Annotated in this window: 32 protein-coding genes; 30 read left to right on the top strand and 2 right to left on the bottom strand. The window is 63.8% G+C overall.

Annotation, left to right across the window (positions count from 1 at the left end):
• Positions 1-12 precede the first annotated feature (12 nt).
• The 27 genes from rplB (at position 13) to hisC (ending at position 16,825) form a co-directional block, all read left to right on the top strand.
• The gene (rplB, locus tag ABIC09_RS32430) at positions 13-846 is read left to right on the top strand and encodes a 50S ribosomal protein L2 (RefSeq protein WP_128951222.1); all 834 of its coding nucleotides are present in this window, start codon (positions 13-15) and stop codon (positions 844-846) included.
• 12 nt (positions 847-858) lie between these two features.
• Positions 859-1,137, top strand: coding sequence for a 30S ribosomal protein S19 (gene rpsS / locus ABIC09_RS32425; RefSeq protein ID WP_008136357.1), 279 nt, complete (start codon positions 859-861; stop codon positions 1,135-1,137).
• Positions 1,138-1,147: 10 nt separating this feature from the next.
• Entirely contained in the window at positions 1,148-1,537 is a 390-nt protein-coding gene (gene rplV / locus ABIC09_RS32420; RefSeq protein ID WP_057745488.1) for a 50S ribosomal protein L22, read from the top strand.
• Between the two features lie 18 nt (positions 1,538-1,555).
• Complete coding sequence (gene rpsC, locus ABIC09_RS32415) at positions 1,556-2,281, top strand: 30S ribosomal protein S3 (RefSeq protein WP_148750336.1); 726 nt, start codon at positions 1,556-1,558, stop codon at positions 2,279-2,281.
• A gap of 32 nt (positions 2,282-2,313) precedes the next feature.
• The gene (gene rplP, locus ABIC09_RS32410; RefSeq protein ID WP_148750337.1) at positions 2,314-2,727 is read left to right on the top strand and encodes a 50S ribosomal protein L16; all 414 of its coding nucleotides are present in this window, start codon (positions 2,314-2,316) and stop codon (positions 2,725-2,727) included.
• A 5-nt stretch (positions 2,728-2,732) separates the two neighbouring features.
• Positions 2,733-2,939: a 50S ribosomal protein L29 gene (gene rpmC, locus ABIC09_RS32405; protein ID WP_027535297.1), complete on the top strand. Its 207-nt coding sequence runs from the start codon at positions 2,733-2,735 to the stop codon at positions 2,937-2,939.
• 13 nt (positions 2,940-2,952) lie between these two features.
• Positions 2,953-3,201: a 30S ribosomal protein S17 gene (gene rpsQ / locus ABIC09_RS32400; protein WP_027535298.1), complete on the top strand. Its 249-nt coding sequence runs from the start codon at positions 2,953-2,955 to the stop codon at positions 3,199-3,201.
• Positions 3,202-3,284: 83 nt separating this feature from the next.
• Positions 3,285-3,653 carry a 50S ribosomal protein L14 gene (gene rplN / locus ABIC09_RS32395; protein WP_027535299.1) on the top strand — a complete coding sequence of 123 codons (369 nt, stop codon included), beginning with the start codon at positions 3,285-3,287 and terminating at the stop codon, positions 3,651-3,653.
• Entirely contained in the window at positions 3,653-3,967 is a 315-nt protein-coding gene (rplX, locus tag ABIC09_RS32390) for a 50S ribosomal protein L24 (RefSeq protein ID WP_027535300.1), read from the top strand. The genes rplN and rplX overlap by 1 nt, the downstream gene beginning before the upstream one ends.
• Positions 3,960-4,517, top strand: coding sequence for a 50S ribosomal protein L5 (gene rplE, locus ABIC09_RS32385; RefSeq protein ID WP_148750338.1), 558 nt, complete (start codon positions 3,960-3,962; stop codon positions 4,515-4,517). Before rplX ends, rplE begins: the two co-directional genes overlap by 8 nt.
• Positions 4,518-4,563: 46 nt before the next feature.
• On the top strand, positions 4,564-4,869 hold the full coding sequence (gene rpsN, locus ABIC09_RS32380; RefSeq protein WP_057745473.1) for a 30S ribosomal protein S14: 306 nt from the start codon (positions 4,564-4,566) through the stop codon (positions 4,867-4,869).
• 14 nt (positions 4,870-4,883) lie between these two features.
• Positions 4,884-5,282, top strand: a complete 399-nt coding sequence (gene rpsH / locus ABIC09_RS32375; protein ID WP_027535303.1) for a 30S ribosomal protein S8 — start codon at positions 4,884-4,886, stop codon at positions 5,280-5,282.
• A 16-nt stretch (positions 5,283-5,298) separates the two neighbouring features.
• On the top strand, positions 5,299-5,832 hold the full coding sequence (rplF, locus tag ABIC09_RS32370; RefSeq protein WP_148750339.1) for a 50S ribosomal protein L6: 534 nt from the start codon (positions 5,299-5,301) through the stop codon (positions 5,830-5,832).
• A gap of 11 nt (positions 5,833-5,843) precedes the next feature.
• Positions 5,844-6,206, top strand: coding sequence for a 50S ribosomal protein L18 (gene rplR, locus ABIC09_RS32365; RefSeq protein WP_027535305.1), 363 nt, complete (start codon positions 5,844-5,846; stop codon positions 6,204-6,206).
• 44 nt (positions 6,207-6,250) lie between these two features.
• Positions 6,251-6,841, top strand: coding sequence for a 30S ribosomal protein S5 (gene rpsE, locus ABIC09_RS32360; RefSeq protein ID WP_148750340.1), 591 nt, complete (start codon positions 6,251-6,253; stop codon positions 6,839-6,841).
• Between the two features lie 25 nt (positions 6,842-6,866).
• Entirely contained in the window at positions 6,867-7,061 is a 195-nt protein-coding gene (gene rpmD, locus ABIC09_RS32355; protein WP_148750341.1) for a 50S ribosomal protein L30, read from the top strand.
• 75 nt (positions 7,062-7,136) lie between these two features.
• Positions 7,137-7,622 (top strand): 50S ribosomal protein L15, encoded by a 486-nt coding sequence (gene rplO / locus ABIC09_RS32350; RefSeq protein WP_354036648.1) that lies wholly within the window; start codon positions 7,137-7,139, stop codon positions 7,620-7,622.
• A 150-nt stretch (positions 7,623-7,772) separates the two neighbouring features.
• Positions 7,773-9,104, top strand: coding sequence for a preprotein translocase subunit SecY (gene secY / locus ABIC09_RS32345; protein ID WP_148750343.1), 1,332 nt, complete (start codon positions 7,773-7,775; stop codon positions 9,102-9,104).
• A 274-nt stretch (positions 9,105-9,378) separates the two neighbouring features.
• The gene (locus ABIC09_RS32340) at positions 9,379-10,257 is read left to right on the top strand and encodes an adenylate kinase (RefSeq protein ID WP_354111818.1); all 879 of its coding nucleotides are present in this window, start codon (positions 9,379-9,381) and stop codon (positions 10,255-10,257) included.
• A gap of 186 nt (positions 10,258-10,443) precedes the next feature.
• The gene (rpsM, locus tag ABIC09_RS32335; protein WP_148750346.1) at positions 10,444-10,812 is read left to right on the top strand and encodes a 30S ribosomal protein S13; all 369 of its coding nucleotides are present in this window, start codon (positions 10,444-10,446) and stop codon (positions 10,810-10,812) included.
• A gap of 131 nt (positions 10,813-10,943) precedes the next feature.
• On the top strand, positions 10,944-11,333 hold the full coding sequence (gene rpsK, locus ABIC09_RS32330; RefSeq protein WP_007603045.1) for a 30S ribosomal protein S11: 390 nt from the start codon (positions 10,944-10,946) through the stop codon (positions 11,331-11,333).
• 112 nt (positions 11,334-11,445) lie between these two features.
• Positions 11,446-12,477 carry a DNA-directed RNA polymerase subunit alpha gene (locus ABIC09_RS32325; RefSeq protein WP_148750347.1) on the top strand — a complete coding sequence of 344 codons (1,032 nt, stop codon included), beginning with the start codon at positions 11,446-11,448 and terminating at the stop codon, positions 12,475-12,477.
• 144 nt (positions 12,478-12,621) lie between these two features.
• Positions 12,622-13,038, top strand: a complete 417-nt coding sequence (gene rplQ, locus ABIC09_RS32320; protein WP_148750348.1) for a 50S ribosomal protein L17 — start codon at positions 12,622-12,624, stop codon at positions 13,036-13,038.
• Positions 13,039-13,302: 264 nt separating this feature from the next.
• Positions 13,303-14,091 (top strand): SDR family NAD(P)-dependent oxidoreductase, encoded by a 789-nt coding sequence (locus tag ABIC09_RS32315; RefSeq protein WP_354111817.1) that lies wholly within the window; start codon positions 13,303-13,305, stop codon positions 14,089-14,091.
• 9 nt (positions 14,092-14,100) lie between these two features.
• The gene (locus tag ABIC09_RS32310; protein ID WP_354111816.1) at positions 14,101-14,397 is read left to right on the top strand and encodes a DUF1330 domain-containing protein; all 297 of its coding nucleotides are present in this window, start codon (positions 14,101-14,103) and stop codon (positions 14,395-14,397) included.
• Between the two features lie 56 nt (positions 14,398-14,453).
• Positions 14,454-15,770: a chloride channel protein gene (locus ABIC09_RS32305; RefSeq protein ID WP_354036642.1), complete on the top strand. Its 1,317-nt coding sequence runs from the start codon at positions 14,454-14,456 to the stop codon at positions 15,768-15,770.
• On the top strand, positions 15,767-16,825 hold the full coding sequence (gene hisC / locus ABIC09_RS32300; RefSeq protein ID WP_354111815.1) for a histidinol-phosphate transaminase: 1,059 nt from the start codon (positions 15,767-15,769) through the stop codon (positions 16,823-16,825). Before ABIC09_RS32305 ends, hisC begins: the two co-directional genes overlap by 4 nt.
• A 63-nt stretch (positions 16,826-16,888) precedes the next feature.
• Here the strand turns inward: hisC and ABIC09_RS32295 are convergent, their stop codons facing one another.
• A complete protein-coding gene (locus ABIC09_RS32295; RefSeq protein WP_354111814.1) occupies positions 16,889-17,902 on the bottom strand; it encodes a zinc-binding alcohol dehydrogenase family protein in 1,014 nt (337 codons plus the stop codon).
• Between the two features lie 121 nt (positions 17,903-18,023).
• Here ABIC09_RS32295 and ABIC09_RS32290 point away from each other — a divergent pair, with 121 nt between their 5' ends.
• Entirely contained in the window at positions 18,024-18,410 is a 387-nt protein-coding gene (locus tag ABIC09_RS32290; RefSeq protein WP_354111813.1) for a winged helix-turn-helix transcriptional regulator, read from the top strand.
• 39 nt (positions 18,411-18,449) lie between these two features.
• On the opposite strand, the gene ABIC09_RS32285 is transcribed toward ABIC09_RS32290, so the two are convergent.
• A complete protein-coding gene (locus ABIC09_RS32285) occupies positions 18,450-20,066 on the bottom strand; it encodes an OprO/OprP family phosphate-selective porin (protein WP_354111812.1) in 1,617 nt (538 codons plus the stop codon).
• 313 nt (positions 20,067-20,379) lie between these two features.
• Here ABIC09_RS32285 and ABIC09_RS32280 point away from each other — a divergent pair, with 313 nt between their 5' ends.
• Both ABIC09_RS32280 and ABIC09_RS32275 read left to right on the top strand, forming a co-directional pair.
• Positions 20,380-21,786, top strand: a complete 1,407-nt coding sequence (locus tag ABIC09_RS32280) for a DegQ family serine endoprotease (protein ID WP_187434739.1) — start codon at positions 20,380-20,382, stop codon at positions 21,784-21,786.
• On the top strand, positions 21,783-23,120 hold the full coding sequence (locus tag ABIC09_RS32275; RefSeq protein ID WP_354111811.1) for a replication-associated recombination protein A: 1,338 nt from the start codon (positions 21,783-21,785) through the stop codon (positions 23,118-23,120). Before ABIC09_RS32280 ends, ABIC09_RS32275 begins: the two co-directional genes overlap by 4 nt.
• Positions 23,121-23,165 lie beyond the last annotated feature (45 nt).

The following is a 23,165-nucleotide window of genomic DNA, read 5'->3' as shown; positions in this document are numbered from 1 at the left end:
GGTCGCACGACGATGGCACTGAAGAAATTCAATCCCACGACACCGGGCCAGCGCCAGCTGGTCATGGTCGATCGTTCAGCCCTCTACAAGGGCAAGCCGGTCAAGGCACTTACCGAAGGCAAGCACTCCTCGGGCGGTCGCAACAACACCGGTCGCATCACCGTGCGCTTCCGTGGCGGCGGTCACAAGCAGACGCTGCGCATCGTCGACTTCAAGCGCGACAAGGTCGACGCGCCCGCGACCGTCGAGCGGCTGGAATACGATCCGAACCGCACCGCGTTCATCGCGCTGGTCAAGTACGAAGACGGCACCCAGGCCTATATCCTGGCGCCGCAGCGCCTGGCGGTCGGCGATTCCGTGGTGGCCGGCAACTATGTCGACGTGAAGCCGGGCAACGTCATGCCGCTCGGCAACATGCCGGTCGGGACGATCATCCACAACATCGAGGTCAAGATCGGCAAGGGCGGCCAGCTCGCCCGTTCCGCCGGCACCTACGCCCAGCTCGTCGGCCGCGACCAGGATTACGTCATCATCCGCCTGAACTCGGGCGAGCAGCGTCTCGTGCACGGCCGTTGCCGCGGCACGATCGGCGCGGTGTCGAACCCGGATCACATGAACACCTCGATCGGCAAGGCCGGCCGCAACCGTTGGTTGGGCCGCAAGCCGCATAACCGCGGCGTGTCGATGAACCCGATCGACCATCCGCACGGCGGCGGTGAAGGTCGTACCTCGGGCGGCCGCCACCCGGTCACCCCGTGGGGCAAGCCGACCAAGGGCAAGAAGACCCGCAGCAACAAGTCGACCAACAAATTCATTCTCCTAAGCCGCCACAAGCGGAAGAAGTAAGGAACGCCGGACATGGTTCGTTCAGTCTGGAAAGGCCCGTTCGTCGAGGGTTCTCTGCTCAAGAAGGCAGATGCCGCGCGCGCGTCCGGCCGTCACGACGTCATCAAGATCTGGAGCCGTCGCTCGACGATCCTGCCGCAGTTCGTCGGCCTGACCTTCGGCGTCTACAACGGCCAGAAGCACGTGCCGGTGGCCGTCAACGAGGAAATGGTCGGTCACAAGTTTGGTGAGTTTTCGCCGACCCGGACCTTCCATGGCCACTCGGGCGACAAGAAAGCCAAGAAGGCTTGAGGATTAAACGATGAGCAAACCTAAGCGCGAACGGAGCCTCGCCGAGAACGAGGCCAAGGCGGTCGCCCGGATGCTGCGGGTGAGCCCGCAGAAGCTCAACCTGGTCGCCCAGCTCATTCGCGGCCGGAAGGCTTCCGCTGCGCTCGCCGACCTGCAGTTTTCGCGCAAGCGGATCGCGGTTGACGTGAAGAAGTGCCTGGAATCGGCTATCGCCAATGCCGAGAATAACCACGACCTCGACGTCGACGATCTCGTCGTGGCGCAGGCCTTCGTCGGCAACGGCCTCGTGATGAAGCGCTTTGCAGCCCGCGGCCGTGGCCGCTCGGGCCGTGTCTACAAACCATTTTCGCAGCTGACGATCATTGTTCGTCAGGTCGAAGCCGAAGCAGCAGCGGCTTAAGGGTCGCAGGAGAAAACGATGGGTCAAAAGATCAATCCGATCGGTCTGCGTCTCGGCATCAACCGGACCTGGGATTCCCGCTGGTTCGCCGGCAAGCAGGAATACGGCAAGCTGCTGCACGAGGACGTCAAGATCCGCGAGATCCTGCACAAGGAGCTCAAGCAGGCGGCCGTCGCCCGCATTGTGATCGAGCGTCCGCACAAGAAGTGCCGCGTCACCATTCACTCGGCCCGTCCGGGCGTGGTGATCGGCAAGAAGGGCGCCGACATCGACAAGCTTCGCAAGAAGGTCGCGGACATCACCTCGTCCGATGTCGTCATCAACATCGTCGAAATCCGCAAGCCGGAGCTCGATGCGACGCTGGTGGCCGAGTCGATCGCGCAGCAGCTCGAGCGCCGCGTGGCGTTCCGCCGCGCCATGAAGCGCGCCGTTCAGTCGGCGATGCGTCTCGGCGCTGAGGGCATCCGCATCAACTGCTCGGGTCGTCTGGGCGGCGCGGAAATCGCGCGCATGGAGTGGTACCGCGAAGGTCGCGTGCCGCTGCACACGCTGCGTGCCGACATCGACTACGGCGTTGCGACCGCGTTCACGACCTTCGGCACCTGCGGCGTCAAGGTCTGGATCTTCAAGGGCGAGATCCTCGAGCACGATCCGATGGCCCAGGACAAGAGAATGGCCGAAGGCGAGACGGGCGGCGGTGGTGATCGTGGCGGCCGTCAGCGCCGTGACCACGCTGCGGCCTGACGCCAGCACAGAGAATTTGAGGGCTTGAAGCCATGATGCAACCTAAGAAAACGAAGTTCCGGAAGGCGCATAAGGGCCGCATTCACGGCGTTGCGACTTCGGGCGCGACGTTGGCGTTCGGCCAGTTCGGCCTGAAGGCGACCGAGCCTGAGCGCGTCACCGCGCGTCAGATTGAAGCCGCCCGCCGCGCGCTGACCCGCCACATGAAGCGTGCCGGTCGGGTCTGGATCCGCGTGTTCCCCGACGTTCCGGTGTCGAAGAAGCCCGCCGAAGTCCGCATGGGCTCCGGCAAGGGTGCGCCGGAACTGTGGGTCGCGCGTGTCAAGCCGGGCAGGGTGCTGTTCGAGATCGACGGCGTCAACACCCAGACGGCGCGTGAGGCGCTGACGCTGGCGGCCGCCAAGCTGCCGATCAAGACGCGCTTCGTCGAGCGCATTGCGGAGTAATGGCCATGGCCCAGATGAAGATCGAAGACATCCGCGCGATGAGCCCCGACCAGCAGGACGACGCCGTCCTGAACCTGAAGAAGGAGCGCTTCAACCTGCGCTTCCAGCGTGCCACCGGGCAGCTCGAGAACACCTCGCGCCTGCGCGAGGCCCGTCGTGACATCGCCCGGATCAAGACCGTCGCCGCGCAAGCGCGCGCGAAGAAGAAGTAAGGGGCTAACGGATATGCCGAAACGTACTTTGCAAGGCGTGGTCGTCAGCGACAAGACTGCCAAGACCGTCGTGGTGCGCGTCGATCGCCGCTTCACGCACCCGATCTACAAGAAGACGATCCGCCGTTCGAAGAACTACCACGCGCACGACGAGAACAACGAGTTCAAGCCGGGCGACATGGTTTGGATCGAGGAATCGAAGCCGATTTCGAAGTTGAAGTCCTGGATCGTGATCCGGGGCGAGCACAAGAAAAGCGCCTGATCTGTTGGCCTTGGCCGACTGACTTCAGGGAAATGTTGAGCGCCGGCTAGGCTGGCGCAAAGAGAAGAGGACGAGGTGCATCAATGATTCAGATGCAGACCAACCTCGACGTGGCCGATAATTCTGGCGCACGCCGTGTCATGTGTATCAAGGTGCTCGGGGGCTCGAAGCGCCGCTACGCCACGATCGGCGACATCATTGTCGTCTCGATCAAGGAAGCGATTCCGCGTGGCAAGGTGAAGAAGGGCGACGTGATGAAGGCCGTCGTGGTGCGTGTCCGCAAGGACATCCGCCGCGCCGACGGTTCGGTCATCCGCTTCGACCGCAACGCCGCCGTCCTGATCAACAACCAGTCCGAGCCGATCGGCACCCGCATCTTCGGGCCCGTGCCGCGCGAGCTGCGTGGCAAGAACCACATGAAGATCATCTCGCTCGCGCCGGAGGTGCTGTGATGGCTGCGAAGATCCGCAAGGGCGACAAGGTCGTCATGCTGACCGGCCGCGACAAGGGTCGCACCGGCGAAGTGTTCGAGGTGCGTCCCGACGCCGGTACCGCGCTGGTGCGCGGCATCAACATGGTCAAGCGTCACCAGAAGCAGACGCAGGCCCAGGAGGGCGGCATCATCTCGAAAGAGGCGCCGGTCCAACTGTCCAACATCGCGTATGTCGGCAAGGATGGAAAGCCGACCCGCGTCGGATTCAAGATTCTGGCGGACGGCAAGAAAGTCCGCATCGCCAAGCGCTCGGGAGCTGAGATCGATGGCTGAGGCCGCTTACACGCCGCGCCTGCGCGCGGAATACGATGCGAAGATCCGCACGGAGATGACCGAGAAGTTCGGTTATGAGAACGTGATGCAGGTTCCGCGTCTGGACAAGATCGTGCTGAACATGGGGGTTGGCGATTCCGTCAACGACCGCAAGAAGGCCGAGACCGCCGCTGCCGAGCTGACCCAGATCGCCGGCCAGAAGGCGATCGTGACCTACTCGCGTATCGCGATCGCGACCTTCAAGCTGCGTGAGAACCAGCCGATCGGCTGCAAGGTCACGCTGCGCAAGGCTCGCATGTACGAGTTCATCGATCGCCTGGTGACGGTCGCGCTGCCGCGCGTCCGCGACTTCCGCGGCCTGAACCCGAAGAGCTTTGACGGTCGCGGCAACTACTCGCTCGGCATCAAGGAGCACATCATTTTCCCCGAGATCGACTTCGACAAGGTCTCGGAAGCCCGCGGTATGGACATCACCGTCTGCACCACGGCCAAGACCGACGAAGAGGCGAGGGCCTTGTTGACCGCTTTCAATTTCCCGTTCCGGCAGTGAGACGCTGACCTAAAGCCTCTCAAACGCGGATACCCAGGAGCCAAGCATGGCAAAGAAGAGTTCAGTCGAGAAGAACAACCGGCGCAAGCGGATGGTGAAGAACGCCGCCCCGAAGCGCGAGCGGTTGAAGGCGATCATCGCCGACAAGACGCTGCCGATGGAAGAGCGGTTCGCCGCGACCCTGAAGCTTGCTGAAATGCCGCGCAATTCGTCGGCCACCCGCATCCGTCTGCGTTGCGAGCTGTCGGGCCGCCCGCGCTCGAACTACCGCAAGAACAAGCTGTCCCGTATCGCGCTGCGCGACCTTGGCTCCAAGGGCATGGTCCCGGGCCTCGTGAAGTCGAGCTGGTAAGGAGGGTCGTTTAGATGTCTACGCACGATCCAATCAGCGATCTGATCACCCGCATCCGCAACGCGCAGATGCGTGCCAAGAGCAAGGTCTCCACGCCCGGCTCGAAGATGCGCGAGAACGTCCTCGAAGTGCTCAAGAGCGAGGGCTACATCCGCGGTTACGCCACGCTCGAGCACTCCTCGGGCCGCAGCGAGATCGAGATCGAGCTGAAGTATTTCGACGGCGAGCCCGTCATCCGCGAGATCGAACGTGTCTCCAAGCCCGGGCGTCGTGTTTACGCCTCGGTGAAGAACCTGCCGCGGGTCAATAACGGACTCGGTATTTCGGTGTTGTCGACGCCGAAGGGGATCATGGCCGACCACAGTGCGCGTGAAGCGAACGTGGGCGGTGAAGTCCTCTTCACGGTGTTCTGAGAAGGATTTTTGATCCATGTCACGTGTTGGCAAAAGGCCTGTTGCGGTGCCGTCCGGTGTGACCGCGACCGTGGACGGGCAGACCGTCAAGATGAAGGGGCCGAAGGGCCAGCTTCAGTTCGTCGTCCATGACGACGTCGAGGTGAAGCTCGAGAGCGGCCAGATCAAGGTGAACCCGCGGGTCGAGACCAATCGCGCGCGCGCCTTGTATGGCACCGCTCGCGCCCAGGTCGCGAATCTGGTCGAAGGCGTCACCAAGGGCTTCGAGAAGAAGCTCGAAATCACCGGCGTCGGTTATCGCGCCGCGATGCAGGGCAAGAACCTGCAGCTCGCGCTCGGTTACAGCCACGACGTGGTCTATGCGATCCCTGAAGGGATCACGATCACCGTGCCGAAGCCGACCGAGATCACGGTGACGGGCAGCGACATCCAGCGCGTCGGCCAGGTCGCCGCCGAGATCCGCTCTTATCGTCCGCCGGAGCCCTACAAGGGCAAGGGCGTGAAGTATGTTGGCGAATTCATCTTCCGCAAGGAAGGCAAGAAGAAGTAACGGAGCCGGTCATGTCCAAAGCCAAGGTTACAAATGCCCGGCGCAAGCGGAGTGTGCGGCTGAAGCTGCGCCGCTCCGGTGCTGGCCGCCCGCGTCTGTCGGTGTTCCGCTCGTCCAAGCACATCTATGCCCAGGTCATCGACGACCTGAAGGGCGAGACGCTGGCCTCTGCCTCGTCGCTCGAGAAGTCGATGCGCGACGGCGGCAAGACCGGCGCCGACATCGATGCGGCGAAGGCGGTCGGCAAGTTGCTGGCCGAGCGCGCCGCCGAGAAGGGCGTCAAGGAAGTCGTGTTCGATCGCGGCAGCTATCTCTACCACGGGCGCGTCAAGGCATTGGCCGACGCTGCGCGTGAGAGTGGGCTGAGCTTCTAACAGAATTTGAGGATTGAGGCGTAAGCTTCTGAAGGATTGGAAAAATGGCAGAACGCGAACAACGTGGTGGACGCGATCAACGCGGCGGACGTGACCGTCAGCAGCGCGAGGAGCGCGACAGCGAGTTCGTCGACAAGCTCGTCCACATCAACCGCGTGGCCAAGGTCGTCAAGGGCGGCAAGCGCTTCGGTTTCGCCGCGCTGGTCGTGATCGGCGACCAGAAGGGCCGTGCCGGCTTCGGTCACGGCAAGGCGCGCGAAGTGCCTGAGGCGATCCGCAAGGCAACGGAATCCGCCAAGCGCAACCTGACCCGCGTGTCGCTGCGCGAGGGCCGTACGCTGCATCACGACATCGCCGGCCGTCATGGCGCGGGCCGTGTCTATCTGCGTGCTGCTCCGGCCGGTACCGGCATCATCGCCGGCGGTCCGATGCGTGCCGTGTTCGAGACGCTCGGCGTCCAGGACGTGGTGGCGAAGTCGATCGGATCGTCGAACCCGTACAACATGGTTCGCGCGACCTTCGATGCGCTGAAGCACCAGGACAGCCCGCGTTCGGTCGCGGCGCGCCGCAACATCAAGGTGTCCACCCTCCAGGGTCGTCGCGTCGGCGGCGATGCCGAGGCGGCTGCGGACTAACGAACGCTTTTCGGAGTAGACCACGATGGCCAAGGCCGCAAAGACGATCAAAGTTGAGCAGACCGGCAGCGCGATCCGCCGCCATCACTCGCAGCGTTCGACGCTGATCGGGCTTAAGCTCAACAAGATCGGCCGCACCAGCGAACTGCCGGATACCCCGGCGATCCGCGGCATGATCGAAAAGGTTCACCATCTCGTTCGCATCGTCGACGAGAAGTAAAATTGCGCGCATGATCCCGAAAAGTGGATACCGGTTTTCGGGCCAGATCATGCGCAAAACACAAGGAGCAGGGCGATGAAGCTCAGCGATATCGCCGACAATGCCGGCTCGCGCAAGAAGCGTATGCGCGTCGGCCGTGGCATCGGTTCGGGCAAGGGCAAGCAGTCCGGCCGCGGCGGCAAAGGCCAGACCGCGCGTTCGGGCGTGCGCATCAAAGGTTTCGAAGGCGGCCAGATGCCGATGCATCGCCGTCTGCCCAAGCGCGGCTTCAACAACATCTTCCGCGTCGAGTACGCCGAGATCAATCTCGACCGGCTCCAGGATGCGGTCGATGCCAAGAAGCTCGACACCGGTAGCGTCGTGAACGTCGAGGCCCTGGTGAAGGCTGGCGTGCTGCGCCGCGCCAAGGGCGGCCTGCGGCTGCTCGGCCGCGGCGAGCTCAAGGCCAAGCTGAACATCGAAGTGCATGGCGCCTCGAAGACCGCGATCGAAGCGGTCGAGAAGGCCGGCGGTTCGGTGAAGATCCTGGCCCCTGCCAAGGAAGAGGGCGAGGCGGCGTAACAACTGCGTCATTGGCCCGCGCCTCGCGGGCCTTTGCGCATGCGGAACGATGGACTTATCGAAGCCGAAGCCCCAGATAATGTCCGGCGTCCGCTAAAATAGCCCGGCCGCGGGTATGACGGCGCAAAAGGCGGCGGGAGAAAGTCCAATATGGCCTCAGCAGCGGAACAACTGGCAGCCAACCTCAATTTCGGCGCGTTTGCCAAGGCCGACGAGCTGAAGAAGCGCATCTGGTTCACCCTGGGTGCGCTGCTCGTTTATCGGCTCGGGACCTACATCCCGCTGCCGGGCATCGATCCCAACATCTGGGAGCAGGTGTTCAAGTCGCAGGCCGGCGGCATCCTCGGCATGTTCAACATGTTCGCCGGCGGTGGCATCCACCGCATGGCGATCTTCGCGCTGAACATCATGCCGTACATCTCGGCCTCGATCATCATCCAGCTTCTGACCACCGTCTCGCCGCAGCTCGAGGCGCTGAAGAAGGAAGGTGAGTCCGGCCGCAAACTGCTGAACCAGTACACCCGCTATCTGACCGTGATCCTGGCCGCGTTCCAGTCCTATGGCATTGCGGTCGGCCTCGAGGGTGCCGGCAATGTCGTCAGCGATCCCGGCATGTTCTTCCGTCTGTCCACCGCGATCACGCTGACCGGTGGCACCATGTTCCTGATGTGGCTGGGGGAGCAGATCACCTCGCGCGGCATCGGTAACGGCATTTCGCTGATCATCCTCGCCGGCATCGTCGCCGAACTGCCCTCGGCGCTCGCCAACATGCTCGAGCTCGGCCGTCAGGGCGCGATGTCGACCGGCCTGATCCTGGTCGTGATCGTGATGGCGGTCGCCGTGATCGCCTTCATCGTGTTCATGGAGCGCGCCCAGCGCCGGCTTCTGATCCAGTATCCGAAGCGCCAGGTCGGCAACAAGATGTTCGAGGGGCAGTCCTCGCATCTGCCGCTCAAGCTCAACACCTCCGGCGTGATCCCGCCGATCTTCGCGTCCTCGCTGCTGTTGCTGCCGACCACGGTTGCGAACTTCAACGCGGGCAGCGGGCCGGAATGGTTCCAGTGGATCACGACCCAGCTCGGCCACGGCCGTCCGCTGTTCCTGATTCTCTATCTCGCGCTGATCGTGTTCTTCGCCTTCTTCTACACCGCTATCGTGTTCAACCCGACCGAGACCGCGGACAATCTGAAGAAGCACGGCGGCTTCATCCCGGGCATCCGTCCGGGCGAGCGCACCGCGGAATATATCGACTATGTGCTGTCGCGCGTCACGGTGCTCGGCGCGATCTATCTGGCGATCGTCTGCTTGATCCCGGAAATCCTGATCTCCTACGCCTCGGTGCCGTTCTACTTCGGCGGCACCTCGCTGCTGATCGTCGTCAGTGTCACCATGGACACGGTTGCGCAGGTGCAGGGCTATCTGCTGGCTCATCAGTATGAGGGCCTGATCCGCAAGTCGAAGCTCCGGGGTCGCCGCCGCTAAGCCGCGTCCTCTCGAGGCAGCACGCCTGTGCTGCCGATTCGCCGCGCGAGTCACGCGCGGCGCCCGCCGAGGTGATCAGCCAGTCATTCGGTCGCATCGGCAGAGCTGCTCTCACTGCAGCGCAATCACTGATTTCAAAGGCGTTCTTGGCGTCCGGGCATTTGCTCCCCTATGATATGGGTAGCGGTGCGGCGCCGATTATGGTTTGCACTGTTGTCAAACTTCAAACACAGGTGCGCGACGTATCGCTCACCAATCGGGGGGGCGTACGCCGATGAGAATTATCCTGCTGGGACCGCCGGGATCGGGCAAGGGGACCCAGGCGCAACTGCTGGTGCAGCGCTATGGCATCGTCCAGCTCTCGACCGGTGAGATGTTGCGTGCAGCCGTTGCAGCCGGAACGCCTGTCGGACTGAAGGCCAAGGAGATCATGGCCAGCGGCGGGCTCGTGCCCGACGATGTCGTGGTTGGAATCATCTCCGACCGCATCGATCAGCCGGACGCGAGGCACGGTTTCATCCTCGATGGTTTCCCGCGCACCGTGCCGCAGGCCGAGGCGCTGGACGAGCTTCTCAAGCACAAGCACATGAAGCTTGATGCGGTGATCGAGCTCCGCGTCAACGAGAGCGCGCTGCTGAGCCGCGTCGAGACCCGCGTCGCCCAGATGCGGGAGCGCGGGGAGGAGGTCCGGGTCGACGACACCCCGGAGGTGCTGACCAAGCGGTTAGCGAGCTACCGCAGCCAGACGGAACCGCTGATTCACTACTATTCCGAGCGTCGGAAGCTCTCCACCATCGACGGCATGATGGCCATCGACGAGGTCACCCGCGCCATCCACCGCCAGCTCCTGGCGCTCGGCGCGGTTGAACCCAAATCCCATGGCAAGAGCTATGCGCGCAGCGCGGCCAAGGCGGCACCCGCCAAGACGGGGGCGAAGAAGGCCAAGGTAGCCAAGAAAGCAACCCAAAAGCCGGCAAAAACCGGCAAAAAGGCTGCCAAATCGGCTAAATCCGCCAAAAAGGCCGTGAAAGGCGCCAAGAAGGCGGCCAAGAAGACAGCCAAGAAAACGGTCAAAAAGTCCGCCAAAAAGGCCGTCAAGAAAGGTTCGAAGAAGAGTCCAAAAAAGGTCACGAAAAAGCGAGCCAAACGCTAGCGGCAGTTGACGAAAGCCCCCTGAATCCCTTAATAAGCCCAGCATCCAAGTCGGATAGTTTCAAACGATGCCGGGCCCCAGGAAGACCAGGGGTGGGCGTCGTGTTCGCGTTTGTGAACACCTGCCCGAGAAACACAAGCACTTAAAGCCCGATTCCTGACGAGGGATCGGCAACAGGAGAAGGCCGTGGCCCGTATTGCCGGCGTGAACATTCCGACCAACAAGCGCGTGCTGATCGCGCTTCAGTACATCCATGGCATCGGCGAGAAGATCGCTGGCGAGATCGTGGAGAAGGTGAAGATCCCCGCGGATCGTCGTGTCAATCAGCTCAGCGACGCTGAAGTGCTCCAGATCCGCGAAGTGATCGACCGCGATTATCTCGTCGAGGGCGACCTGCGTCGTGAGGTCGGCATCAACATCAAGCGTCTGATGGACCTCGGCTGCTATCGCGGCCTGCGTCATCGTCGCGGTCTGCCGGTGCGCGGTCAGCGGACCCACACCAATGCGCGTACGCGCAAGGGTCCGGCCAAGGCCATCGCCGGCAAGAAGAAGTAAACTGGCGAATAGGGTTTGGCGAATGGCGAGTAGGGAGCGTCCCTATTCGCCATTCGCTACTCACCATTCGCCTCCACAGGTGTAGCCGCTGGCATTACGGCGGCGTTTGAGATCTCCAGGAAAGGTAGTCTATGGGCAAGGAAGCCACCCGCGTTCGTCGTCGTGAGCGCAAGAACATCGCCTCCGGCGTCGCGCACGTGAACTCGTCGTTCAACAACACGACCATCACCATCACCGACGCACAGGGCAACACGATTGCCTGGTCCTCCGCCGGCACCATGGGCTTCAAGGGCTCGCGCAAGTCGACCCCGTATGCCGCGCAGGTTGCCGCCGAAGACGTGTCGAAGAAGGCGCAGGAGCACGGCATGCGCACGCTGGAAGTCGAAGTCGCCGGTCCCGGTTCGGGCCGTGAGTCGGCGCTCCGCGCGCTGCAGGCCGCTGGCTTCACCGTCACCTCGATCCGCGACGTGACCACGATCCCGCACAACGGCTGCCGTCCGCGCAAGCGTCGGCGCGTCTGATACGAAGTTGCGGGCGCATCGTCGCCCGCGATGCTTTTTTTAAGAAGCCGCGGGTTTGATCTGCGGCCTTTCTCCAACGCCAGTATTTGAATTTTCAAATCGACTGGCCTGTATGGGTGAAACAGTGACGATCCAGAAAAATTGGCAAGAACTGATTCGGCCGAACAAGCTCCAGATTCAGCCCGGCAGCGATTCCTCGCGTTTCGCGACCATCGTTGCCGAGCCGCTCGAGCGCGGTTTCGGCCAGACGCTCGGCAACGCGCTGCGCCGCATCCTGCTCTCCTCGCTCCAGGGCGCGGCGGTGCAGTCGGTGCACATCGACGGCGTGCTGCATGAGTTCTCCTCGATCGCTGGCGTCCGTGAGGACGTCACCGACATCGTGCTGAACATCAAGGACATCGCGATCAGGATGCAGGGCGAAGGCCCCAAGCGCATGGTCGTGAAGAAGCAGGGCCCGGGCGCTGTCACTGCCGGTGACATCCAGACGGTCGGCGACGTCGTCGTGCTCAATCCCGACTTGCAGATCTGCACGCTCGACGAGGGCGCCGAGATCCGCATGGAGTTCACGGTTGCCACCGGCAAGGGCTACGTGCCCGCCGAGCGCAACCGTCCCGAGGATGCTCCGATCGGCCTGATTCCGGTCGACAGCCTGTACTCGCCGGTCCGCAAGGTCTCCTACAAGGTCGAGAATACCCGTGAGGGCCAGATCCTCGACTACGACAAGCTGACCATGACGATCGAGACCAACGGCGCGCTGACGCCGGATGACTCGGTGGCTTACGCCGCCCGCATCCTGCAGGATCAGCTCAACGTGTTCGTCAACTTCGAGGAGCCGCGCAAGGAAGTCGCCCAGGAGATCATCCCGGACCTCGCCTTCAACCCGGCCTTCCTCAAGAAGGTGGACGAGCTCGAGCTGTCGGTGCGTTCGGCCAACTGCTTGAAGAACGACAACATCGTCTACATCGGCGACCTCGTGCAGAAGTCGGAAGCGGAGATGCTCCGTACCCCGAATTTCGGCCGCAAGTCGCTGAACGAGATCAAGGAAGTGCTGGCCCAGATGGGTCTGCACCTCGGCATGGAAGTGCCGGGCTGGCCGCCGGAGAACATCGACGAGCTCGCCAAGCGCTTCGAGGATCACTACTAGGCGAATAGGGAATGGCGAATTGCGAATGGAAACAATTCGCTACTCGCCATTCGCTACTCACCACCACGGGCGAACGCAGGCAGCCCACCTGAGCAACATGTCCGACGAACCGTCGCGGCAGTTCATACGTTAAGGAATAGACATATGCGTCACGGCAAGGTTCATCGGAAGCTCAACCGCACCGCCGAGCATCGCCGCGCGATGTTCGCGAACATGTGCGCCGCGCTGATCAAGCACGAGCAGATCGTCACCACGCTGCCCAAGGCCAAGGAGCTTCGTCCGATCGTCGAGAAGCTCGTCACACTCGGCAAGAAGGGCGGGCTGTCGCTGCGCCGCCAGGCCATCTCCGAGATGCGCGACAAGGACCAGGTCAGGAAGCTGTTCGACGTGCTGGCGCCCCGCTACAAGGATCGCCAGGGCGGCTATACCCGCATCATCAAGGCGGGCTTCCGCTATGGCGACAACGCGCCGATGGCCGTGATCGAGTTCGTCGACCGCGACGTCGATGCCAAGGGCCAGGACTCCGGTCCGGTGCAGGCGAAGGAAGCCGAGGCGGCGTAAGCCGGCCGGTACTGAGTTTCGAGACAGCGGCGCCTTCGGGCGCCGCTTTTTTATGACGTGAGCGGTAGGGTGGGCAAAGGTGCGCTCTTCGCGCGCCGTGCCCACCATTCCATCCGCACGCCGTGCTGACATGGTGGGCACGCTACGCATTGCCCACCCTACAAGCGCGTCCTTGCGGCGACAGAGCCTCACGCATCGGTGATCGCTGATTGCCATGACGCTGGCAACGCCCAATATCTCCGTCAACATCAACGGAGACGACGCATGAACATCGACCTTTCCGGAAAGTCCGCCCTCGTGACCGGCTCGACCGCCGGCATCGGCCATGCCATCGCCAAGGGCCTCGCCGGCTCGGGCGCGAGCGTGGTGATCAACGGGCGCGGCCAGGACAAGGTCGATGCGGCCGTGCGCAAGCTGGAAGGGACGGGTGCCAGGGTGCGCGGCATCGCCGCTGACGTCTCGACCGCATCAGGCTGCAAGGCGCTTGTGGCGGCACTGCCCGAGGTCGACATTCTCGTCAACAATGCCGGCATCTTCGAGCCAAAGGACTTTTTCGAGATTCCGGACGAGGACTGGAGCCGCTTCTTCGAGGTCAACGTCATGAGCGGCATTCGCCTGTCGCGCGCTTACCTGAAGGGAATGCTTAAGCGCAACTGGGGCCGCATCGTCTTCATCTCCTCGGAATCCGGGCTCAACATTCCCGTCGAGATGATCCACTACGGCACGACCAAGACCGCGCAGCTCTCGGTCGCGCGGGGTCTCGCGCAGCTCACCCGCGGCACCGGCGTCACCGTCAATTCCGTGCTGCCGGGTCCGACCATGTCGGAAGGCGTCGCGACCTTCGTGAAGGATCTCGCCAAGCAGAACGGTCAGTCGGTCGACGAAGCCGCGGCCAATTTCGTCAAGCAGCATCGCCCGAGCTCGCTGCTCCAGCGCTTCGCCAGCGTCGACGAGATCGCCAACATGGTGGTCTATGTCGCCTCGAAGGAGGCATCCGCAACCAATGGCGCGGCGCTGCGCGCGGAAGGCGGCATCGTCAACACCATCGCGTGAGGCCCGCCTGTGTCGGCCTATGTGATCTCCGAGGTGGAGGTACGCGATCAGGCTGCTATGGAGGCCTATCGCACGCTCGCGGCCCAAACCATCGCGCAATGTGGCGGGTGCTATCTCGTCCGCGGCGGTCCGGCCGAAGTGCTGGAGGGCGGCCCGCCGCCCAAGACCATCATCATCGTGGAGTTTCCCTCGATGGCCCGCGCGCGCGAATGGTACGCCTCGCCGGAATATGCCGCGGCGCTGAAGCTGCGGCAGACGGCGCTGGAGCGGCGACTGTTGTTCGTCGAGGGCGTGATCCCGGCCTAGCTGGTCTGCCCACTTGCCGCTTCAATTCGGAGCGCGACCGGCTAAAACGGGGTTACATGCTCTGGCCCCTCTCGACCCGCCACAAACGCCTGTTCAGGCTGACATCCGCGCGATGGCAGCGGCGGGCGATCTTTCTGCTTGGCGGGATCGCCGTCGGCGCTGCGGCGGTGGCGCTGGCGCAGCTTGCCGATCTCGCCCAGCACGCCTTTGTGCTCCTTCTGGCCAAGTCGCGCTATGCCGTACTGGCGGTGACGCCGCTCGGCTTTATGCTGTCGGCCTATCTGACCATCCGTCTATTCCCGAACGCGCAGGGCAGCGGCATTCCGCAGGCGATCGCCGCGCGGCATCTGACCGATCAGGCGGCGCGCGAGAGCCTGGTCTCGATCCGGGTCGCGATCGGCAAGATGATCCTCACCCTGTTCGGGCTCCTGTGCGGCGGCTCCGTGGGGCGGGAAGGGCCGACCGTTCAGGTCGGCGCTTCCATCATGTTCGCGCTCGGCCGGGTCTCGCCACGCCGCCAGCCCGGGCTGATTCTGGCGGGTGCCGCCGCCGGCGTGGCCGCGGCCTTCAACACGCCGCTTGCGGGAATCGTCTTCGGCATCGAGGAGATGAGCCGCGCTTTTGAGACGCGTACATCCAGCCTCATCATTGCAGCCGTCATCGCGGCCGGCCTGACGTCGCTCGCGCTATCAGGTAATTACGCCTATTTCGGCAGCAGCGCGATGTCGCTGGCGCGTGGCGCCGACTGGCTGGCCGTTCCGCTTTGCGGCGTGGTCGGCGGCCTCGCGGGCGGCCTGTTCAGCCGCGTTGTCATTGCCATGGCGCGCGGTTTCAAGAACCCGCTCGGACGCGCGATCAAGGGCCACCCGCTCTGGTTTGCATTTGCTTGCGGCCTCGCTGTCGCGATTTGCGGCCTGATGTCGGGCGACACGATCTATGGCACGGGTTATGTGCAGGTGAGGGAGGCGCTGGATCACGGCACGCCGCTGCCGCGAGACTTCGGGGTTCTCAAGCTCCTGGCCACCACCTTTGCCGCGATCAGCGGTATACCGGGCGGCATCTTTTCGCCGTCGCTCGCCGTCGGCGCCGGGATCGGCAGCAATATCGCCGCGTTGTTCCACGACGCGCCGCTCGGTGCGATCATGCTGCTCGGCATGGTCTCGTATTTCGCCGGCGTCGTGCAGGCGCCGATCACCGCCTTCGTGATCGTGACCGAGATGACGGACAATCACGGCATGGTCGTGCCGTTGATGGCGGCCGCGCTGATCGCGCATTTCGTCTCGCGGATGATCTGCGAGGAGGGTATCTATCACGCGCTCGCCAAAGGCTTCGTCGAGCGGGCGACGCGTCCGCGTGAGGGGGAAGCAAGATGAGCCGTTTCTGGAGCAGCTTGACGCATGATTTGAAGCCCTACGTGCCGGGCGAACAGCCTCGCATCGCGGACCTGATCAAGCTGAACACCAATGAAAACCCGCTCGGTCCCTCTCCGCGTGCGCTGGAGGCGATCCGCGACTCGGCAGCCGATACCCTGCGTCTTTATCCGGACCCGCAGGCGACCGCGCTGCGGGCCGCCCTGGCCACCTATCATGGTGTGAGACCCGAGCAGGTGTTCGTCGGCAACGGCTCGGACGAGGTGCTGGCCCATGCCTTCGTCGCCCTGCTGAAGCATGATGCCCCGCTGCTGTTTCCCGATATCACCTACAGTTTCTACCCGGTCTACTGCCGGCTGTTCGGCATCGCCTACGAGACCGTGCCGCTCGACCAGGCCATGCAGATCCGCATCGCAGATTACCGTCGGCCGGCCGGCGCGATCATCGTCCCAAATCCGAACGCGCCGACGGGGATCGCGCTGTCTCGCGCCGAGATCGAGACACTGCTGGAGCAGCATCCGGATGTGCCTGTCGTCGTCGACGAGGCCTATGTCGATTTCGGCGCCGAGACCGCGATTCCGCTGGTTGCGTCCCATCGGAATCTCCTGGTCGTGCAGACCATGTCCAAGTCGCGCGCGCTGGCAGGGCTTCGGGTGGGATATGCGATCGGCGATGCCGATCTGATCGATGGGCTGACACGCGTGAAGGACAGCTTCAATTCCTATCCGCTCGGCCGGCCCGCTCAGGCCGGCGCCATCGCCTCGCTGGAGGACGAAGCCTATTTCCAGCAGGGCCGCGTTCGCGTGATCGAGGGCAGGGAGCGGCTGACCCGCGGACTGAAGCGAGCTGGCTTCGAGGTGCTGCCGTCCCTGGCCAACTTCGTCTTCGCGCGCCATCCCGCCCATGAGGGTGCCGTGCTCGCGGCAGCGCTGCGGGAGCGGGCGGTGATCGTTCGCCACTTTACAGCTCCCCGCATCTCGGATTTTTTGCGGATCACCGTCGGCACGGATGAGCAGATCGACCGGCTGTTGTCGGCCTTGTCGCGGATAGTGGCCTGACCGTGAAATCGTAGGGTGGCAAAGCGACTTGTTGCCCACCCTACGCACCGACGTCGTGGTTGCTTACCACCCCTCCAGCACGATCTTGCCGCGCGACTTGCCGCTCTCGAGCAGCGCATGCGCGCGCTTGAGGTTGGCCGCGTTGATCGTGCCAAAGGTCTGGTCGAGCGTGGTGCGCAAGACGCCCTTGTCGATGAGGTCGGCGACGTCGTTGAGCAGATGATGCTGCGCGATCATGTCAGGCGTCTGGAATGAGGAGCGCGTGAACATCGATTCCCAGTGCACCGAGATCGCCTTGCCTTTGAATGCGCTCACGGTGAACTCCGCGGGATCGTCGATCAGGCCAAACTTGCCCTGCGGCGCCATGAATTCGGCGATCGATTTGTAGTGCTGCTCGGTGAAGGTGAGGCTCGCCACTAGAGCGACCGGCGGCAGCTTCAGCTTCTCGATCTGCTCCTTCATCGGCTTGCCGTGGTCGATCACCGCATGTGCGCCGAGATCGAGGCACCATTTTTGCGACTCCGGCCGTGTTGCGGTCGCAACCACGGTGAGGCCGGTGAGGCGGCGCGCGAGCTGGATAAGGATCGAGCCGACACCGCCGGCGCCGCCGGTGATCAGCAGCGTGCGCGGATCGACGCTCTTGCCGGGCACGGCGCCGAGGCGGTCGAACAGCAATTCCCACGCGGTGATGGAGGTGAGGGGAAGGGCGGCGGCCTGCGCGAACGAGAGCGACTTCGGCTTGTTGCCGACAATGCGCTCGTCGACCAGATGGAATTCGGAGTTGGTGCCCTGGCGTTGGATTGAGCCCGCGTAAAACACCTCGTCGCCCGGCTTGAACAGCGTGACGTCGGGCCCGACGGCATCGACCACGCCCGCCGCGTCGAAGCCCAAAATCTTGGTCTCGCCCTCGGGCGGGGCGGCGCGTTTGCGCACCTTGTAGTCGACCGGATTAGCCGAGATCGCCTTCACCGTGACGCGGATGTCGCGCCCCTTCGGTTCCGGTTTGGTGGTCTCGAAATCGATCAGCGCGTCCTGATCCTCGATCGGAAGCGATTTCTTGTAGCCGACGGCCTTCATGGCTTGTCTCCATCAGATGGCGTATTCGCCTGCTGCTCTAACTGTCGCCCTGGCTCCCATTTGGCAAGTACTGTAAATTCGGGGATATAGTCCCTGTATGGATACTATTGGGAAAGCACGCATGAAACGACGAGATTTTACCCGTCGTCCCGGCTGCTCGGTCGAGGCGACGCTGGATCTGATCGACGGCAAGTGGAAGGGCGTGATCCTCTATCACCTCCAGAACGGTACCCAGCGCTTTGGCGAACTGCGTCGCAGGATGCCCGGCATCACCCAGCGCATGCTGACAAAACAGCTTCGCGCGCTGGAGGAGGACAAGCTTGTCATCCGCAAGGTCTATGCCGAAGTGCCGCCGCGGGTGGAATACACGCTGTCTGAGCTCGGCGAAAGCTTGCGCCCAGTGATCGACACTCTGAAAGCGTGGGGTGAGGGCCATCAGGAGCGGCTGTCCTGCGCGCCGGCGCCTAAGGTCGAGCCCGTCGTCAAGAAGCCGAAGCGCGCTGCTTAACTTCCGGGAGCGGCCACGCCGCCCCCGGAATTGATCGCGTCAGAAGGCGAACTGCGTGCGCATTGCCACGGCGTCGAAGTTCGAGCCCGTATTCGCGAATGCAGTTGGCGGCAGCGTCTGTTTGGAGACGGTGCCATGCAGGTAATCGAGCATGAAGCGGACGTTACCGTTGACGTACCAGTTGAGCGCAAGCGTGTAGACGTTCTGGCGCCCACCCGCGACGCCGTTGGCGCTCGCAAGCTGATCATTGAGGTCGATCGTCGAGAAGCGTCCCGCGATTTCCCACGCGCCCCAGCCGCCGCCGTCGAGCGAGAACGGATGCGCCGGCTTGACACCGTTATAAGCGGCGTTGGCAGCGTTGTAGGTGTGGGTCTCGCCCGTCAGCACGTAGCCGGCCTGCGCGTAACCGCCCTGGAATTTCAGGCTCGGCGCGCCGACCAGTGGCACACCGGTATTGGCGGTGCGGTCGACATTGTACCAGAAATACTCGCCCTGGAGGATCAGCGGTCCGTAGGTCGCGGCCGCCTCTACGCTGTAGACCTGAGCGCCCGAGACATTGGCAATCGCACCGGTCGACACCAGCGTCGTCGGGTCGAGACGCAATTCCGGACGGTCGCTGAGCGTGACTGTCTGCGTGTTGGCAATGAGATTGCGCGGCGGCTGGATCAGCCATTGCGCGTCGGCGCCGATATGCACCGAGTAGTCCTTGCCGCTGATCGGGTTGCCGGCAATACGCGCCACCGCGCCATATTGCTCGCTCGTTCCCGCCGGTGCCGCGCTCGAGGCGGAATGAATCGCGCCGGTCGACGGTCCCGTGACATAGCCGCCGATCCAGAGCTGGTCGTTGAACCAGCGCGCGCCCGCCGCGGAGCGGAAGTCGCCTGCAGCGATGTTGGTCGCGACCACGCCGGGCGAGGCGCGCTCCATGAACATGATGTCGTTGGAGCTCGTGGCTTCGTCCAACGTGTACGGCAGGTCCATGATGCCGGCCTCGATGGCCATCCGGCCGCCGAACGGCTTCAGGCCGGTGTAGCTGAGATAGGCATTCTCCAGGCCGGAGACGCCGCCGCCCGGCAGCGAGCCGGGCGCTGCGCCGCCAAAACCGTCGGACGAGCCGCCGAAGTCGTAGACCAGCGCGAAATTCCAGTCGTTGAAGAATTTGCCGGCGAGGCCAATGCGTGCGCGACGGACATTCTCGCCGCTGTCGAGCTTCTGCGGGACGGTTGACGCCGTGTTGGGACGATAGTCGTAGCCGCCGACATCCCAGTGGACGCGGCCGGTGATGGCAACGCAGTTCGCCCCGTCGGATGTGCAGATGGTCGGCCGGTTGTTCGGCATCGTCACGATCACGCCGGCTGTCGGCGGCGCGCCCTTGACCGGAAACGCCGCATTGGCATTGGCCACGACGGCCTTCGCCTCGGAGCGTGCTTCGGCTTTCGCTTCAGCCTTCGCCTCCGCTCTGGCTTTCGCGGCGGCCGCCGTGTTCGCGGCAGTCTGGTTCTGGAGCTTGTCGAGCTTCTGCTCCAGCATCTTCAGCTGCTGCTTCAGGAGCGCGATCTCCTGATCGCTGTTGCTTGCCGATTGGGCCTGGGCCTGCGAGCCCGCCAGCGCACCGGCGAGACCAATCGCCGCGGCTGTTATTCTTGTCCTGCTCACGTCATGACTCCATCGTTTGACGATCTTCCCCAAGTCGTAACGGGAGAGCCTAAGAACGATCGATGACTGCCCCGCGACGCTACGCTCCGGTTGCGTGGTTCCCACTGGTGCAAATTCGTCGCAACCGAATCCACCGCGGCATAGAATGCTGGATGATGCGCGTCATGCCAATCTGTCGCGCCAGGCGGCTTGCGATTTTGCACGAAGGCTTGCAGGCCGGACACACCGGGACAGGGCCGAATATTGCCGCCCGGCGCCCTTCTATTGGGGGGCGAACGCGCCTATATTCCGGCGTCTTTTCCAAGAGGTAGGAATGTTTCGAGCGAACCGGACCGCCGTCGTCACGGCATTGTGCATAGCCTTTTCGGCCCACTTCTATCCGGCTGCGGCGCAGGACCGTCGTGTCCCGTCGTCGCCGGCCGAGTTGCGGCTGTCCTATGCGCCGATCGTGCAGCGGGTGCAGCCGGCGGTCGTCAACGTCTATGCCGCCAAGGTGGTGCAGAACCGCAATCCGTTGCTGGACGACCCGATCTTCCGCCGCTTCTTCGGCGTGCCGGGCCAGCAGCAGGAGCAGGTGCAGCGGTCGCTGGGTTCGGGCGTGATCGTCGATTCCTCCGGACTCGTCGTCACCAACGTCCACGTCATCGAGGGCGCCGACCAGGTGAGAGTGTCGCTGTCGGACAAGCGCGAGTTCGAGGCGGAGATCGTGCTGAAGGACTCCCGCAGCGATCTCGCGGTGCTGCGTCTGAAGGATAGCAAGGAAAAGTTTCCAGCGCTCGAATTCACCAACTCGGATGAGCTGATGGTCGGCGACGTCGTCATGGCGATCGGCAACCCCTTCGGCGTCGGCCAGACCGTGACCCACGGCATCATCTCGGCGCTCGCGCGCACGCAGGTCGGCATCACCGACTACCAGTTCTTCATCCAGACCGATGCTGCGATCAATCCCGGCAATTCCGGCGGCGCGCTGGTCGACATGAACGGCCGGCTTGCCGGCATCAACACCGCGATCTACTCGCGCTCCGGCGGCTCGCAAGGCATCGGCTTTGCGATCCCCGCCAATATGGTGCGCGTCGTCGTCGCCTCCGCCAAGAGCGGCGGCACGGCGGTGAAGCGGCCATGGCTCGGTGCGAAGCTGCAGGCGGTGACGCCTGAGATCGCCGAGAGCCTCGGCTTGCGCTCGCCGACCGGCGCGCTGGTCGCAAGCGTCGTTCCCAACGGTCCTGCAGCCAAGGCGGGGTTGAAATCCTCCGACCTCATCACCGGCATCGACGGCCAGGCCGTGGACGATCCCAACGCGTTTGACTACCGCTTTGCCACCCGTCCGCTCGGCGGCACGGCGCAGATCGACGTGCAGCGCGGCGGCAAGCCGCTCAAGCTGGCGATCGCGCTCGAGACTGCGCCGGATATCGGCCGCAACGAACTCGTTCTCACCGCGCGCTCGCCGTTCCAGGGCGCCAAGGTCTCGACCATCACGCCGGCGCTTGCCGATGAGCTGCATCTCGACGCCGACACCGAAGGTGTCGTGATCACCGATCTCGGCGGCGACAGCGCGGCGGCGAGTGTCGGCTTCCAGAAGGGCGACATCATCCTGGCCGTCAACAACCAGAAGATCGGCAAGACCGGCGATATCGAGAAGGCGGCGGCCGTAAGCCAGCGGCTCTGGCGCATCACTCTGGTGCGCGGCGGTCAGCAGATCAACGTCACGCTGGGCGGATGAGTCCGAAGCGACCACAGGAGACGCCAACTCTCTTTGCCGCGGCGGGGCTCGATCACGACGCCCCGCATCCGCTGCCGGACCGGCTGCGGCCGCGTGCGCTGTCGGAGGTCGTCGGCCAGGATCACATCCTCGGCCCCGACGGCGCGCTGACGCGCATGCTCGAGACGCGCACGCTCGGTTCGCTGGTGTTTTGGGGGCCGCCCGGCACCGGCAAGACCACGGTGGCGCGGCTGTTGGCGGATGCGACCGATCTGCATTTCGAGCAGATCTCGGCTGTGTTCTCCGGCGTCGCGGACTTGAAGAAAGCATTCGACGCCGCGCGTGCCCGTCGCGAGATGGGCAAGGGTACGCTCTTGTTCGTCGACGAGGTGCATCGCTTCAACCGCGCGCAGCAGGATTCGTTTCTGCCGGTGATGGAGGACGGCACCGTCGTCATGGTCGGCGCTACCACCGAAAACCCGTCATTCGAGCTCAATGCGGCGCTTCTGTCCCGCGCGCGCGTGCTGGTGTTCCGCTCGCTCGATGCCGCCGCGATCGAAAAACTGTTCGCGCATGCCGAGGAGGTCGAGGGTCGCAAGCTGCCGCTCGATGAAGAGGCGCGCGCAGTGCTGGTGCGCATGGCCGATGGCGACGGCCGCGCGGCGCTCACGCTTGCCGAAGAGGTCTGGCGCTCGGCGCGGGCGGACGAGATGTTCAATGCCGCGCAGTTGCAGGACATCCTGCAACGCCGCGCGCCGATCTACGACAAGTCGGCCGACGGCCATTACAATCTGATCTCGGCGCTGCATAAATCGGTGCGCGGCTCCGATCCAGATGCCGCACTCTACTATCTCGCGCGGATGTTAGACGCCGGCGAGGATCCACTGTTCCTGGCGCGTCGCGTGGTGCGCATGGCGGTCGAGGACATCGGCCTTGCCGATCCGCAGGCGCTCGTCATCGCCAATGCCGCCAAGGACGCCTTCGATTTCCTCGGCCATCCCGAGGGCGAGCTCGCGATCGCGCAGGCCGTGATCTATCTCGCCACCGCGCCGAAATCGAACGCGGTCTATACCGCTTTCGGCACGGCGATGCAGGTCGCCAAACAGGCCGGCTCGCTGCTGCCGCCCAAGCACATCCTGAACTCGCCGACCAAGCTGATGAAGTCGGAGGGCTACGGCGCAGCTTACGAATACGACCACGACGCCCCCGACGCCTTCTCCGGCCAGGACTACTTCCCGGAAGCCTTGGGCCGCCAGACCTTCTACGACCCGCCCGAGCGCGGTTTCGAGCGGGAGATCCGCAAGCGGCTGGATTACTGGGCCAAGCTGCGCAAGGAGCGGGGTGGCTCGCGCTAGAATCGGCCATTTCGCCGTGACGGGAGCCGGCTTTTAGGGTACGCA

The sequence above is a fragment of the Bradyrhizobium sp. S3.12.5 genome (assembly GCF_040548225.1).
In the GTDB taxonomy this organism is placed as follows: Bacteria; Pseudomonadota; Alphaproteobacteria; order Rhizobiales; family Xanthobacteraceae; genus Bradyrhizobium; species Bradyrhizobium cytisi.
This window is presented reverse-complemented; position numbering and strand designations above follow the sequence as displayed.